This is a genomic window from Lysinibacillus sp. FW301-JW8 (assembly GCF_058788755.1).
The window spans coordinates 23,543-38,685 of the sequence record NZ_JBYTBB010000053.1; the positions used below are offsets into that span (position 1 = coordinate 23,543).

Genomic DNA, 15,143 nt, shown 5'->3' on the forward strand with positions numbered 1-15,143 from the left:
ATGTATAATTTTGTTATATTTTACTGAAAGCGAGGGATTTATGATGACAGTCAGCTCTTTTTTACCATCAAACAAATTTGAGGTGTGGAAGAAAATTTACTAGATTCTTCTACATAAAATCGGAGGAATTGAAATGTATAGTTATTATGGTCCAATAAGCACGGAGCTTTATGATTTTACAAAACCAGTAGGGCATTCCATAAATGGGGATATTGAATATTATCTTCATCGATTAACGGGAACAAAGGGTAAGGTACTAGAAGCAGGGGTAGGTTCTGGTCGCTTCCTTATTCCTTTATTAGAGACGGGTTTTGATGTAGATGGTATTGATAATTCACCAGAGATGCTAGCCTCTTGTCGAAAACGATGCACAGAAAGAGGATTACATGCAAGGCTTTATGAAGGTAATTTGAGCAATTTTTCATTAAATACCAAATATGAAGCTGTGATTATGCCAACAGGAACATTTTGTTTAATTGAGCATTCGAAGGAAGCAATTGATGCATTAACATGTATCTATCATCATTTGGTTCCAGGTGGGCGACTTATATTGGACTTGCTACTGCCATTACATTGGCGTACAGGAGAAGTCACTACCTCCTATTATCAGCTATCAGACACCGAGGGGATAGCGTTAGAAAGTAAATCCATTGAGATGGATTGGAGCAATCAAACCACTCTTACCGTTTTAAAATATGAAAAGTGGAAAAATGGTAAATTAATAGATACAGAACTACAGAGATTCCCATTGCAATGGTATGGAATTGAAGAATTTCAACAAATATTGAAAAATATAGGTTTTTCTAATATAACGTGTTCAGCGGATTATACCCATAACAAAAAACCTTCTATAGAAAGTGGATTGGTAACTTTTGAAGCTGTTCGTAAGTGATAATTAACAATTGAAATCTTTTTAGAAATCTGCTCGATTTAGTGGGGAAAACGCTAAAATCTTGCAGTTTTCTTTATATTAGCCGTTTTTTTTCTTGCAATAATTTTAATGTTGAAAGAGAGAATAAGGTTTGGTATTAAGTCCCCACAATGTTTAATTACAATTGAGATTGAGGACCTTGAAAATAGGAAGCGACCAAAAAGCGACCAAACTATAATATTTTATTAAATAAATCAATAGCATCTTTTTTATCCTCTTTAGTTTAATGACTGTAGGTGTTCATAGTTAACCCAATGTCACTATGTCCTAATTGTTCTTGAATAATTTTAAAACTGGCAGAAAGAATTGACGAGTTGTTACCAAACAAAACGCATCTTCAGTCATTAAAGCAAGCTCAAGATGAAATTAAGCCGCCAAAACGAACTGTACCTTACATCACATTCGAGGATTGGCTTGATGAATACGGAGAGAAAGGATGATGACAATGGAATATACACGATCACGTATTGTAGGTGAAGTACAAGTGTATGAGTCATTCAAAGGAAGCTCTTGCGATTACGAGTGATAATGGTGTAATATAGCTTCAACAAATAATGCGAGCTTTGACATGGAAAAGGACGGATGTTATGAAATATAATAAATCAATTATGCTGAAGCTTATCAATGAACATCGAGCGTTGCATGATGAATTAAAAAAGCTAAAATCTGAAATGGGTTTAGAGAAAAATTTCGCAGTAAAGGCATTGTATCATTCATATGTTGCAGAGGATGGTCCTTATATGAAAGAATACCAGGATTTAGAGCGATTATAATAAATCGTGGTGCCACTAACAAATAGTTGGAAAAACCGCACTTAGGACTGGTACGGTGAACCGTATCATAAGTAAGCGGTTTTTAGAGGAGTATCATTCACATAAAGAATGATGCTCTTTAAATTTAGAAAGAGATATAAGTTAAAAAAGTGATCAAGCCATTCATTTTGAGTGGCTTTTTATTTTGTCTTTCATCTCGAGTAACTAAATTGGGCAAGGAGGAAATCATGAATCAAAATCCATTCAATTTAAAAACTTTATTACCTTTAGACTGTAGCATCTAATAGAGAAGGTTCCGACCCTGACACAGAAACTACACAATTTTTCACAACCAATCATGCCAATGCTGGAGGCGGCTGGTGGTATATAGAGAATAGGTGGTATGGTGTACTTGGAAATACTACACGTTTGCAGATAGCGTACGGCTATAACCATCCTGACTTTAAGTGCAGGTACATGTACGATGGTACGTGGGGTGCTTGGTCTCCTAGTATGCAAGATTTAAAGCAATCTGTCAGTGATGTCAAAACAAATGTAGCTGCGGCAATCACTGACAAAGGTGTACCAACTAGTCCGACAGCTACTGGTGCTCAAATGGCAGCTAACATTAGAGCTATACCTACAGGAGTTAAGAAAGCAGAGTTCCCTCAGTTTCAATTGCCATCTATGAATGCTGGTCAATCAGTAACGCTGACAACTCCAGCCATGAATTTTGAACCTTGGAATGGTGCTTGTAATTCTCGAGGCTCTGTATTATATGCAGGATACTCTCTAGATGTTGGAGTTGGATACATTAGAGATTCTATCTACGTACAAAAAATGCAAGTAAATAACTTAGGTAATGGTAGCTATACAGTAACAGTAACTTTTAACAATGGATTTCCTATGAGAATAGATAATCCGCAGACATTTCTATGTTTTTATTCAAGATTTTAAAGGAGGATAATATGGAACTCGATAATCGTGTAATTTATAACAAAGTAACAGGCACAGTTATCTATCAAACTGGAGAGGCTACAGGAGATGTAGTACCACATGATACAGAGGTAGAGCTTGCTTATATTGACATACCTTTTGGCACCATTGTTGTATAGTAGTTTAATTGGTGGCGGGGGGAAAACGTTTAAATGGTACATGGATTGGTAAAGAAATGGGAACGTTTTTATATAAAGCAAGAAAAAATGATAAAGTAGTTACCTTGGAAGAATCAAACTTCCCGAAAATAAACAAGTTGAGTGATTTAATAGTTGCAGGTGAAGAAGCTCTAGACTATTCTTTCAATGCACATGGAATTATACAATTCCATCTTCATGAATTTGAACAGTAGGTTTTGAGGAGGTATGCTATGAAAGTATATACAATATTTAATATTACTATAGGTATTCTATTTACAATTGTTTATTTCTCAGTATTAGTCATTGGGTCATTATTTGGTTACAGCGAAGATCTAGATATTTATATGAGAGCAGCAATCATAGCAGCCTTATCAAATATTATTATTTATATCTATTATTTAATTAGAGATAAATTCATATCTCAGAAAAGTTTAAAAATATGTGCAATATGTATGATTATACAATTGTTGTTACCAATTCCATTTTGGTGCATAGGTATTATGATTCTACAATAGTTTTTATTAAGGGTGTCGTGAATCATTTATGATTGATTCATCTTTAAACTAGTTTATTCAGTACTTTCAAATATTTATTATTTGAGTTAAACTCATAATTCTAATCCCTTAAATCTCAAGGGTTCTAAACCAATAAAAAATGGGCACCTCCCAAAATTCGGTATAACGGTAGCGACGAAACTAAACCATACTGAATGAGGTGAATGCCCTATGAGGAGGGCAATGCAGAATGGAATTCAGGTTTGGAGACGTTACTATCGTTCTACCTCCTTTACATATTACGATTATCGCAATCATTATTATTTTCTGTTTAGTAAGGTGGAGCAAGCAATTAGAAACAAGACGTTTTACGATTTTCTTTTACTTTCTAATTAGCACTTATATTACTCCAATTTTTTCTCTCGGTACAAAAGAAGGTATCTTTCAACTATGGATTCCCTTGGGATTTATAGTAGTCTTCTTTTACTTGTTTCGTAGTAAAAGATATCATCCATCTAAAATGAAAGCAAGTATTTTAGGACTTTCCATAGCGTTATATCAGTTAATTCTCCAATATTTATAGTAATTTGGTGTTTGGATAATGAGGGCTTTAATTTAAATAAACCATAAAAGATCACTAAGGAAGGGGTGGTCTTAATCTTTTCTATTTTTAAGTTAGTAGTAATCAGAATAAGAAATGGGAACAGGTAAGTATAATTAAAGATTTTAAAATAATTGGATAATATTAGTTAAAAATGTATATTATCCAATTCTATGTGATTAAATTTCTTTTTAAACCATTTGTTGGATACTGATTCAATACTTGAATTGATATAATAATTCAGGTGCAACTTTTCCCTTCTGCACAAAGGGTTAAGATGCACCATTCCTCAACTATACACCAAAGCCCAGGTACTCAATAATCTTGAGTCTGGGTTTTTTATATAAATTTTTATCATTTTATTAGGTTAGTAATATGCAGTATATTCTTATACAATTTCACCAGAATAAAAATGTAACCATTTTTACCGATAAGAACAGTTTGTTCCCAACGCCCATCTTTAGTTAAAGGAAGCTTATTGGCAAATGGGTTTATCGCTTTTTCTAGTAGCGATTGAGTGACAGCTCGTTTGAAATTGAAAAAATCGATGCATTTATCTAATTTTTATTTCTGTTTAGAATCTGGAGAGAAAAATACATATAAAAAAACAGACAACCCATATAGTTATCTGTTTTATTATCTATAATAATAAGCAATTGAGTTTACTTTATTATTATCTTGCTTGATCGTCATAATAAGCTTCATTAGCGGCCTTCTGATTATTGCCCCTTAAATAAGCTAAAATCATACCAGGTCGTTTAAGTAAAACCCAGTCCCCATAATGGTCAAATCGCCTGCACGAAGTCATCATTCCATTCTTAATTGTCCCATATTTTTTTCCATTTGACTTACCCCATTGTTTTAATCGCTTTGCAAAGTCAGCATCTTCTGCCATAAGCATCTTCTCGTTAAAACCTTTAATTTCCTGAAAATCTTTTTTATAGCACCAAAAAATTCCTACAGAAATAAATCCATATTTAAACAATATAGGTACAATCAATAGCATAGTTGAAACAATTATTCCCAGGGAAATTCTTTCGAAATTTCCGTTCACGCCTCCGCCAATGTATTGATTAGATGCTAAGTGCTTTTCAACTTCTAATAACAAGTGTTCTGTCATTCGAGTATCAGCATCAATTGTAATCAGGATTTCACCTTTTGCTAGTTCAGCACCTGCATTTCTAATTTTTGATAAATTTTTATCGTTATTTTCCAATGTCACACAATTGTATGACTTAGCAATTTCCTCTGTTTTATCCGTACAACGATTTAGTACAACAATCACTTCAACCTGATTTTTATAAGGTTGTGCAGCCTTGGCAATTGATTCTAGGCATTCCCCTATATACTTTTCTTCGTTGTGAGCAGGTATTATTACGGAAAATTTTACATCCTTTTCAGAAACATCCTTAATAAATAGCTTGTTTTTGGACATATAAAATCCCTCTTTCTTGTTGCAATTAGTACTTACAAATTTAGTATATCATGTAAATATAGAGTTTTTTATGTCTATTTTATCACGATTTATTCAAAGTGTAGCTGACTTCATCCCAGCTGATAACATGATGTACATACAGTCACAGGAATATTATATTCGCACAGAAATATATAAAAGACCAAGCTTAGAAAATTGATTGGAATAAAGGATCTTATCCCAAATGAATTATAAATAGTTAAACTACGGTTTGGGGATATTTTGGTGCTAATAATATGTAAATCTACTGGTGAATAACACAAAAGAAAGGGAGTGGGCAAAATGAAAACAATTGTTGTAACAGAACGTGGTATAGAAGGATCAGTATGTAATATTGTAATAGATGTGCAATTATTTGAAGTAGTAACCAATGATCAACTAAAAAGTGCTGTAAATTTAATGGTAAATGCTTTTAAGTGAAGTTTATAAAATAATTGTTAAATATAAAAATTTTGCATGTAGATATTAAGAATATCGTAATTTATTAGGTGGGTCACAAATTTCAATAAAAAAGATGAGATTAACATTTAAGAAGCTGTTCGATTTTTAGTGGGAGTAGCCACTAAGGTCTTACAGGTTTTTTTTATCCATTTTTTTCTTGCAATATTTTTGTTGTTGAAAGGGAAAATAAGGGTATATAGTACATGAAGAAAGTAGGTTTAATATGCAAAAAGATATGAATTATGGTGGGGATTATAAATATATACCAGCAACTTCGATTTGGAGTGGAGATGGTATTGAAGTTCTATCTGATCTTTATCAACAAACGATTCAAATTGTCAATATTATACTTTATGGAGATCCTTATAAACAGGAATTTGTTTTAATTGATGCTGGTATGCCAAAAAGTGCTCATGAAATCATTTCTATTGCCGAGAAGAGATTCGTTGCAAATTGTCAACCAAAAGCATTAATTTTAACCCATGGACATTTTGATCATGTTGGTGCAATTATTGATTTAATTGATCACTGGGGTATGCCAGTCTATGCGCATGCTCTAGAATTACCTTTTCTAACAGGGAAAGAAAATTACCCAGCACCAGATCCTATCGTGAATGGTGGCTTAATTGCAAAGCTATCATCCATTTTTCCAAATGAAGCCATCAATTTAGGAGATAATATTGAACAGCTTCCATTGGATGGTAGTGTACCATTTATGCATGGTTTTCGCTGGATTCACACGCCAGGTCATACACCAGGGCATATTTCCTTGTTTCGTGAGGATGATCGAGTATTGATTGCTGGCGATGCATTTGTTACGGTAAAACAGGAATCACTCTATAAAGTTTTACTACAGAAAAAAGAAATAAGTGGACCTCCACGCTATTTTACGACGGATTGGCCAGCTGCTTGGGAATCCATCAAAAAATTAGAGGCATTAAAGCCTTCAGTTGCATTAACAGGACATGGGTTGCCCATGAAGGGCGAAGAGCTTACAAAAAATTTGCATAAGCTGGCTACTGAATTCGAACAAATCGCTTTACCAAATCATAGCAGATTTCTGAATTAATAATGGAGTTGTATGTAGATCTTGCAATAAAACTGTAGTAAGAAATTATTGCTGCAGTCTTCATTGATACATGCTCTGATGGTGCAATAATATGATATCAATATAAATTAGCAGCGGTGTCGGTACTTTTCGCTTCATCAGCTGCAATCTTTTGATAAAAAGCCTATTGACATAAAAATGAAAAATCGTTATATTCAATTTATTCAACGTTGAATATAAAAAGGTGATTATTATGACAAAATTATTAGTGCTTGCAATGTTAGGACTAAAACCTATGACTGGCTATGATATTAAAACAATGCTTGAATTGAGTGATGCGGAGCGTTGGGGTGGAGTGCTAATTGGCTCTATCTATAATGCTTTAAAAAAGCTTGAAAAAGATGGATATATAGAGGTAGCTAGCATTGAATCAACAGGTCATAGGCAAAAGGCAATCTACCAAATTACTGACAAAGGAAAAGAATATGAGCAAGAATTGATTATTGAGGCTCTTGAAAAATCTTCTGTAGTGTATCCAACAACACTATATTCAGGGATATCGTTTGCATTTAAACTTCCTATAACAAGAGCGATAGAAGCTTTAGAGAAGCAAAAAAAGATTTTAGAAAAGGAAGAAAAGGCAATTCAAGTAGGATATGAGGCAAAACAGCTTGCGATGTATGGTGAAATACCAGCACTAACTCAACTGGCATTTGATCATATGCTAGAAATTGTAAATGTTCAATTAAAATTTATCATTCAGGCTATTGATATCATGGAAAAAGAAAACTCTCTCAAATGAGGGAGTTAAAAATTACCCATATATTCAAAGTTGAATATACAATGTTAATTAAGGAGAGAATTTATGACAAAGTTAATTTCTGCAAATCAATTAACAAAATTCTATAAAACAAGATGTGTTGTCAACCATATAAATTTTGATATTGAAGAAGGTGAAATTGTTGCACTTATAGGCTCAAATGGTGCTGGAAAAACAACAACAATCAGCATGCTTCTTGGTATTGTGCCGCAAGATAGTGGAACAATAGAATATTGGCAATCTGATTTTAAAAAGGAGATAGGAACCCAGCTCCAATCAACCCCATTCTTTGAGGGTTACTCAGTGGAGGATAATATCAAATTATTTGCCGCATTCTACGGAATATCAATTTCCAGTAAAGCAATGGATGAAAAACTCTCTGCCTTTGATTTATTGCAAGTAAAAAAAACGCCAGCTATAAAACTATCATTAGGACAGCAGAAAAGACTAGCAATCATTGTGACAACCCTACACAATCCCAAACTAGTCATTTTAGATGAACCCTCCGCAGGATTAGACCCAAGAGGGCAGAAGGAAATTCAACAAATCATTAAAAAACTAAAAGAGCAAGGCGTTACTGTGTTATTTTCGTCTCATGATATGTTGGAGGTCATGAATGTAGCTGACAGGATTTTAATGATGCATCAGGGGAGCATCATTGCAAATGGTTCTTTCAGTTATTTAATGGAAAAATACCAAGCGCATCATTTAGAAGAATTATTTTTTGAATTAACGAAGTGAGGGGCGATAGAATGAAAACGATTTTCTTTTTGAATCTTAAATCCAGCATAAAAGATATGTATTTACTGTTTTGGTCTATATTTATGCCATGTACTGCTATCATTGCTTTAAAAATTTTCTTACCAAGCATAGCAGGGAATTATACAGAGGGAATGATTGCTGTAAGTGTGTTTTTTTACACATTTATGACGACTGCATTTATTGCATTATCACAAAGAAGGAGAGGCGTCTATCATTTATTACATGCAACACCGCTTCCCTTATGGAAATATATTGTCAGTGTCTCAAGCTCATGGGCATTAATTGCCATTATCCTATCCTACATCGTTCTTTTATTTTCTTTAGTAATTCATGAACTAACTTTTGCCTTTAGCTCACTTTTTTATATGACACCCGTTATATTAGTTGCTTCATTAGCTTTTGTGTTTTTAAGCCTTTTTGTATCTAGTCTTGTAAAAAATGAAGGACATTTAAGTATGACAGCAAATGTCATGATGTTGCCAATGCTATTATGCAGTAATGCATTTTTTACAATGGAAAAGGCGCCGAGTATTGTACAGTTTATTAGTAGGATAAATCCATTCGAATGGTTTTTGAGAGGAATTCAAGGTGCATTTCAAAATAATTTTGGTGTTTGGGGGGAATCCTTACTGCTTTTATCACTATGCCTTGCTTTCACATTATTAATTTCTATAAAAACGTTTAGGTATAGTGATCAATAATTTTCAATCTTAAAAGTATGGATATTAATTTTCACTCTTTGGTTCATTGTTGCCGCTTCGCAATATGTTTGCATAGCGAAGCGGATTTTTTTACATCGGTACTTTTTAAAAATAGCTTTAATTAGATTTTTGTAAATCTTTATTTAAACTAGTGCCAATCCCTTGAGTTTTCACAGTGACTTGTACTTTGACGTCTATATTAGGAAATAAGGATGTCCAATTATCTTTGATTTTGTTCCATCCCTTATAATCCTGACGATAGAGGATCTCACCGAATTGCAGAGCATCTACTTTGTATGTTTTTTGCAGTGTATCGAGTGTGTGGTCTAACCTGTTCTTAATTGATTCACTTGTTGCTTTATTCAAGGCGGTAATGTTTTGTGGTTTGGTTAAATCAATCGTACAATTTACATCTGCAACATTTTGCTCAACAATTAGGTGTATATTAATTTTAGGATGACCATGCTGTACTCTTCCTGTTATTTTAGCTTTTGAATTTGTTACTTCAGTAGTGAGCTTTCCTTTTTCAGGGCAGGCCAATATTTCAAACGTACTTTTAATGTGATTATTCATATAATTATAACTTTTGCTTTCCTCCATTGTTAAAAAGCCTATTAGTTTATAGTCCTTAAATAAAGCTAAATCACCAAATTGTAGTATTGCAGGATTTTGTATTCGCTCTACATTTGATTGATTATTCCCGATTACGCTGTCTCCGTGCAATTCAATCGTTGATAAAACGGCACTATTTCCTTTACCGCTTAATGAATTGATTAAATCGTCTAAAATAACAGAGTCTGTTGACCCTAATGCTTTTTCTGAACTCTTTAGTGCATTTAGCATATTTTTAGCGGGGATATCTTCTAAGGGCGTTAAAATACTTAATACCTCTTTGGCTGTTGTATCGCGGGCAATTAAAATATTGAACTCACTTCTACCCTCAGGATCCCTTTGAAATAAATCCAATATATTATTCATGCCGTCCTCAGCCAATTCTTCTCCAATAATGATAATTTGAGCATGTGAATAGTAGGGCTTTCTTGGTGTTAAGGTGGTCAGCTTTCTAATAGCCTCAAATAAAGATTTTCCTGTAGCATGATAAGCGATGACAGGAGATTGACTTGTCCCTTTTTTTGATGCTACTTGTCCAGGATTTATAATCTGTACGGAGATTTCATATTGTTCATTTACTCGATCAACACCTACAGCAGCAACAATTGCTAATTCATTTAACTCTCGTTTACTCCAACAACCACCTAACAAAAGAATGAGTAGAACTGATAGAAGTAAGAATAGTGAGTACTTTATGTTAGGCACCTCCAGTTACACTGAAATAAAGAATTCATATCTTTATAAGGATAAGCAAAATTAAGTAGAAATAATCAAAATCCTATTGAAGAAAATGGCTTGTATTTTGGAAGCGTGTCTATTTTAAAGGAAGGGAAGATAGTTTAGAGTTAATAAAAATCGAGGATAGCCATAAGATTGTGGGGAGTAAAGAATCAAACTTATTTTCAAAGAATTTCATTAAAGTGGGCCACTTATAAAAATAAGTGACCCATAGTAACAAAGCTCGGAGGTGTAAGACTAAATCAGCTTACATTACTATTAATATGAGAAGAACGTTATTTTTGAATAGTTAATTGCCTGAGAAATAAAATAAAAATTAACTAGAAATTACTTTAAATTTTCTAACAAGATAATCTTTCAAAATGGATATGCTAAAGTGCAATTTGAAATAACGTTATTTTTTTACTGCATGGATATAATGTATTGTTTCAAAGGCTGTTAGATAATCCTCACGTTTGTTGAAATAAAGATTTTGAATAGCTTTAGGTGATAAATGCTCATAAATTAGTAGATTTGACTTTTCTAAGCGCGTTTCCATTTCATTATAAGTGAAGCATGACTTCATAGGTTCACCACTAGCAGCAGCCATTTTTACCATATTGCTTACTCGATTGGAAATTCCCTCTTCTTGAAATAAGTTTTCATCTGCATAATCCATTACGATTGAGCTGCCTGAGGGCATATATGCAAATAAATGATTGAACAAGTTTGAGATTTCTTCTTTTGTTAAATAATACGAAACTCCTAAGAGGCTAAAGAAAGTTTTTTTATTGTTAAAGCCACTATCCATTAGGCATTGATAGGAAAATTTCTTTGTAAAATCCATTGGTACAAAATGAAGATTATGAGGTAACTTAAAATTAGCAGCATCTAATCTGTTCTTTTTAATTTCCTGAGTTGCAGGATGATCTATTTCAAAGATTTCCAAGGTGCTTTCTAAATCTGGATGTCTTAAGCTAAAAGTATCTAAACCTGCTCCGAGAATAACATATTGCTGTACGCCCAATCTGATTTCATTTAATAGAACTTTTTCGCAAAACGATGCACGGGCTAATGGAGTAGGGGAGAGTTGTACTTGGACAATCCATTTTAGGAGCTCTTCGGAATCCCCCTTTACTATATCTCTGTTAAAGAATTGAATGCCTTGAACCATATTCTCTTGGATATTTATCAATTATGCCTTGGCATAATTGCGTCCGGAATCGGCTTTGTGCTTACACAAAGAACTCCTTTCCGATTCCGTGACATCCGCTGGAGGCTTTAACTTCTTTCAGCGGGTGTTTGGACAACCTCTGAAAAGTAGCTTAAATTCGCATTCATCTCACCATCTATTGAGGTGGGAGACTTCTGCTGAAAGAAGTTAAACTCAAGCTGTGTTATTAAATCTTTTGCAAGATAGTCATCAAAAATTTTAGGGATATCATATTGACTATGATAGGCTCTGCTAAATGCTGCGACTAATGAAGTTAAACTGGATTCACTTTTCTTCAAGTAAATACACTCCTTCAAAAAAAATAGGATTCCCCTGACCAGGAGAATCCTATTTTTTTAAATTTAATCCATAAAAGTAAATTATTGCATAAAAAAGTTTTTTTGTCAAGTATTTTTAGTGATTGGTGTCTTTTGTTAGAATTTTGTGATAAAATTTCCGTGTTTGAAAGAATTTGAATTGAGGGGGAGATATTATGGTAATCAAATATAATGTTAACGTGTATAAAAAGGGGAAGACGTTTAACTAATAAAGCGTTTTCCTCAATTTGAAAGGGGAAAATCGTTTGAATCAAGTATTATTAATTATTGATGTCCAGCAAGTACTTTTAGATGGGAATCATGAAGAAAATGCTGTATTTCAGAAAGATCAGCTAATCTATAATATTAACCTTGTGATTGATAAAGCATTAGAAGCAAATATACCTATAATTTTTATCAGGGATCTTGACGTTGCTGAAGGCAATGGTCAAGGGTTCGAAATTCATAGTGGTATCTATGTACCTAGCCATGCAAAACTCTTCGATAAAATGGCTACCAATTGCTTCTACGGTACAAAGCTTCTAGAATACCTGCAATCCCTAAAGACGGAACATATTGTTGTGATGGGCTGCTCCACACAGCATTGTATTGATAGTGCAGTAAGAACAGCAACCGTTAATGGAATGGACGTTACCTTAGTCGGGGATGGACATTCAACAACTGACAGTGATGTTTTAAGGGCAGAGCAAATTATTAAACATCACAATAATACACTCCATGGTCATTACAATGTGGAGAATTTTTCAGTTGTTAGACAAGCAGAAGAAGACCTATTTCATCCTACACATAATTCTTATAGGTAAGTGAATCAACAGCAGCTACATTTTATGTGTTCAGTTTGTTGAGAGTTTTAAAAAATTCACAAGTGCTTGGGATTTTTGCCTTCCACAGAACAATTGTGGAGGGTTTTTATTATATTGAAGGAATATAACAATATACACTTTGTTTATTTCATAATGGATAAATAAGGGGAAAATTAGCAATTATAATGAATAAAGGTTCAACACCAAAAGATGTGGTTGACATTTTTAATCGTAATAGTATTGACTGGAGCGGAAGTCAACTATAAGTTATGATAAAGAGCCTAAATAGTAGAAAAAATAGTGTATACTGGTATATTAGACTAACAAATATTTAATTAGGATATGGAGGTGTTAATTTTTGAAGGAATTCAGAGATAGGGTAGAAGTAGCTTTTGTTTCTAACATATCACAATTTGATTATCTTATAGAAGAGATTCAAGAATTAGTTGAAAAATTTAACTTCAATCATCAACAGCTTTCTAAAATATTAGACTTATCTATAAATGAGTTGGAAAATTTATTGAATCATAAAGGAAATATCTCGAATGAACAACAAGAAAAAATTGAGAATAAATTGACTATGTTAAATTTCGGGTTTGAAAGTTTTGATGCAAAAGAAAGAGTAACTTTAATATTAAATGATTTGTTATCGGATTACAGGCTAACTACCAGAAGCTTATCAAAAATTATTAGTGTGGGAGAAAAGGAACTTATAGATTTCAGAAAAGCGCAATTAATTGATAGAAATGTAGAAATGAAGATATGTGTGAATGTCATCATGCTTCACTTTGTATTACATAATCAATAATTAATTTTAAAGCTAAGTATCATTCGATATGAGTCGGCATTCGAATATTCAAGCACCAGCATCATCGTTACTTTAGTCAGAAGAGATTGTGAAATTGTCTGTTAAAAGTAGAAAATAGGCTTCTAAAATTTGTTCACTATGATTTAGCAAAGATATTGCAATTTAATATGTTACAAGTAATATCACATGGGGATAATTGGATATAAGCTTTAATGGTAATAGAAAAAGGTGATTTTTGATGAATGTGCACATTAGAGCCTTATTAATGGGAGTAATTGTGTGTCTCTTCATCTATACGGTTGAAGACTTCAATTTGAATTTTATCTGGAAATTTATATTATTATTAGTCATTGTTACTATAATTAATACAGTAATAGATCAATTAATTAGGCATAAGAAAGAAGACATAATATAATAGGATAAAAAATTATTAGAGAAAAGAACAGATGACATTATTGAACTCCGTAACGTTAAGTATATTTTTTGAATAAAATTACAACTTTGTAGAATGGAAAGGATATCTCTTTATAGAACAGTATTTAACGATGGCTAGTTGAGACGAGAGAGGTGAAGTGACAATGGGGCAAATTAAAATCTATGGTGTTAAGGACAGTTTAAATCCTATTAAGGAAACGTTATCGAATATTATACATTCTTGTATGATGGATGCACTTGAGTTTCCTTCAGATAAGAAATTCCATCGCTTTTTTCCTATGGACAAAGAGGATTTTTATTTTGCAAGTGAAAGAACTGAATCATATATCATAATTGAGGTTAGTATGTTTGAAGGCCGAACGATAGAGACTAAAAAACAATTACTTAAATTATTATTTGAACGGATAAATAGCCAATTGAATATCCATCCTCAAGATGTTGAAATTACAATTTTTGAAACGCCAAGACATAATTGGGGAATAAGAGGATTACCAGGGGATGAGTTAGCACTGAATTATAAAGTAAAAGTTTGATGGGTAATCAATTAGTGACTGTTTTATTTAGCTTATTGAACTAAAGAGTGTATTAATTAATCCATCGACTTTATAAAGTGTAAAACGTTGTTAAGCCAACATTATTAAAGTATCTTGCTCTTATAAAAAGTACAAGTAATTCAATTATGGAATGGATAAACCCTTAATCAGAGATTGATATTCTACAAGAGACAGTGATGTTTTAGGGCAAAACTGATTATTAAACATCTCAATAATAAACTCAGTAAATATAATTTTATTTGTTCAGAATTTGTTTAGGATGATGTGTTACGCTATCATTGTCAAGGTAAACAAACGAACACGCATAAAAAGGCCAGGTGATCACAGATTATTGTGCACCTGGTCTTTTACTATTCATCACAAAAAATCTTAGGGTCACCATTGCATATAATTAAATGATAAAATAGTTAAAAATAGCTAAATCAACGTAAGCCCGAAATACAAAAATAAGCGCACCTTATCGGTACGCATGACGAATGGCCAGCTATCTGAGTTTTTTTCAG

General features: G+C 32.9%; 18 protein-coding genes and 1 pseudogene. 15 read left to right on the forward strand and 4 right to left on the reverse strand.

The features are described 5' to 3' along the window. The first annotated feature begins 133 nt into the window (after positions 1-133). The 7 genes from AC3WOM_RS19135 to AC3WOM_RS19165 all read left to right on the forward strand — a co-directional run bounded on the left by AC3WOM_RS19135 (position 134) and on the right by AC3WOM_RS19165 (position 3,896). The gene (locus tag AC3WOM_RS19135; protein WP_492447972.1) at positions 134-892 is read left to right on the forward strand and encodes a class I SAM-dependent methyltransferase; all 759 of its coding nucleotides are present in this window, start codon (positions 134-136) and stop codon (positions 890-892) included. A 626-nt stretch (positions 893-1,518) separates the two neighbouring features. After that, entirely contained in the window at positions 1,519-1,704 is a 186-nt protein-coding gene (locus tag AC3WOM_RS19140; RefSeq protein ID WP_053592484.1) for a hypothetical protein, read from the forward strand. 456 nt (positions 1,705-2,160) lie between these two features. Next, a complete protein-coding gene (locus AC3WOM_RS19145; protein ID WP_492447973.1) occupies positions 2,161-2,640 on the forward strand; it encodes a hypothetical protein in 480 nt (159 codons plus the stop codon). An 11-nt stretch (positions 2,641-2,651) separates the two neighbouring features. Beyond that, complete coding sequence (locus AC3WOM_RS19150) at positions 2,652-2,798, forward strand: hypothetical protein (protein WP_427548244.1); 147 nt, start codon at positions 2,652-2,654, stop codon at positions 2,796-2,798. 11 nt (positions 2,799-2,809) lie between these two features. After that, positions 2,810-3,031 carry a hypothetical protein gene (locus tag AC3WOM_RS19155; protein ID WP_492447974.1) on the forward strand — a complete coding sequence of 74 codons (222 nt, stop codon included), beginning with the start codon at positions 2,810-2,812 and terminating at the stop codon, positions 3,029-3,031. 18 nt (positions 3,032-3,049) lie between these two features. Then, on the forward strand, positions 3,050-3,334 hold the full coding sequence (locus tag AC3WOM_RS19160) for a hypothetical protein (protein WP_492447975.1): 285 nt from the start codon (positions 3,050-3,052) through the stop codon (positions 3,332-3,334). Positions 3,335-3,563: 229 nt separating this feature from the next. After that, the gene (locus AC3WOM_RS19165) at positions 3,564-3,896 is read left to right on the forward strand and encodes a hypothetical protein (RefSeq protein WP_492447976.1); all 333 of its coding nucleotides are present in this window, start codon (positions 3,564-3,566) and stop codon (positions 3,894-3,896) included. 691 nt (positions 3,897-4,587) lie between these two features. On the opposite strand, the gene AC3WOM_RS19170 is transcribed toward AC3WOM_RS19165, so the two are convergent. Next, entirely contained in the window at positions 4,588-5,349 is a 762-nt protein-coding gene (locus AC3WOM_RS19170; RefSeq protein ID WP_492447977.1) for a glycosyltransferase, read from the reverse strand. Between the two features lie 321 nt (positions 5,350-5,670). Here AC3WOM_RS19170 and AC3WOM_RS19175 point away from each other — a divergent pair, with 321 nt between their 5' ends. The 5 genes from AC3WOM_RS19175 (at position 5,671) to AC3WOM_RS19195 (ending at position 9,160) form a co-directional block, all read left to right on the forward strand. Next, positions 5,671-5,808, forward strand: coding sequence for a hypothetical protein (locus tag AC3WOM_RS19175; protein WP_492447978.1), 138 nt, complete (start codon positions 5,671-5,673; stop codon positions 5,806-5,808). Between the two features lie 244 nt (positions 5,809-6,052). Continuing rightward, positions 6,053-6,898 carry an MBL fold metallo-hydrolase gene (locus tag AC3WOM_RS19180; protein ID WP_492447979.1) on the forward strand — a complete coding sequence of 282 codons (846 nt, stop codon included), beginning with the start codon at positions 6,053-6,055 and terminating at the stop codon, positions 6,896-6,898. A 232-nt stretch (positions 6,899-7,130) separates the two neighbouring features. Beyond that, complete coding sequence (locus AC3WOM_RS19185) at positions 7,131-7,679, forward strand: PadR family transcriptional regulator (protein WP_492447980.1); 549 nt, start codon at positions 7,131-7,133, stop codon at positions 7,677-7,679. 63 nt (positions 7,680-7,742) lie between these two features. Continuing rightward, positions 7,743-8,438 carry an ABC transporter ATP-binding protein gene (locus tag AC3WOM_RS19190; protein ID WP_492447981.1) on the forward strand — a complete coding sequence of 232 codons (696 nt, stop codon included), beginning with the start codon at positions 7,743-7,745 and terminating at the stop codon, positions 8,436-8,438. Positions 8,439-8,449: 11 nt separating this feature from the next. Continuing rightward, on the forward strand, positions 8,450-9,160 hold the full coding sequence (locus AC3WOM_RS19195) for an ABC transporter permease (RefSeq protein ID WP_492447982.1): 711 nt from the start codon (positions 8,450-8,452) through the stop codon (positions 9,158-9,160). A gap of 117 nt (positions 9,161-9,277) precedes the next feature. Here AC3WOM_RS19195 and AC3WOM_RS19200 read toward each other — a convergent pair whose 3' ends face one another. From AC3WOM_RS19200 to AC3WOM_RS19210, 3 genes and pseudogenes are all read right to left on the reverse strand, one after another. Further along, on the reverse strand, positions 9,278-10,477 hold the full coding sequence (locus AC3WOM_RS19200) for a Ger(x)C family spore germination protein (RefSeq protein WP_492447983.1): 1,200 nt from the start codon (positions 10,475-10,477) through the stop codon (positions 9,278-9,280). A gap of 427 nt (positions 10,478-10,904) precedes the next feature. After that, positions 10,905-11,678: pseudogene (locus AC3WOM_RS19205) on the reverse strand (class I SAM-dependent methyltransferase); the annotation flags it as partial. 92 nt (positions 11,679-11,770) lie between these two features. After that, a complete protein-coding gene (locus AC3WOM_RS19210; RefSeq protein WP_492447984.1) occupies positions 11,771-12,001 on the reverse strand; it encodes a hypothetical protein in 231 nt (76 codons plus the stop codon). Positions 12,002-12,285: 284 nt separating this feature from the next. Between AC3WOM_RS19210 and AC3WOM_RS19215 the strand changes: the two genes are divergently transcribed. The 3 genes from AC3WOM_RS19215 to AC3WOM_RS19225 all read left to right on the forward strand — a co-directional run bounded on the left by AC3WOM_RS19215 (position 12,286) and on the right by AC3WOM_RS19225 (position 14,619). Continuing rightward, complete coding sequence (locus tag AC3WOM_RS19215) at positions 12,286-12,843, forward strand: cysteine hydrolase family protein (RefSeq protein ID WP_492447985.1); 558 nt, start codon at positions 12,286-12,288, stop codon at positions 12,841-12,843. A 358-nt stretch (positions 12,844-13,201) separates the two neighbouring features. Beyond that, complete coding sequence (locus tag AC3WOM_RS19220) at positions 13,202-13,651, forward strand: HTH domain-containing protein (RefSeq protein ID WP_492447986.1); 450 nt, start codon at positions 13,202-13,204, stop codon at positions 13,649-13,651. A 578-nt stretch (positions 13,652-14,229) separates the two neighbouring features. Continuing rightward, on the forward strand, positions 14,230-14,619 hold the full coding sequence (locus tag AC3WOM_RS19225; protein WP_492447987.1) for a tautomerase family protein: 390 nt from the start codon (positions 14,230-14,232) through the stop codon (positions 14,617-14,619). Positions 14,620-15,143 lie beyond the last annotated feature (524 nt).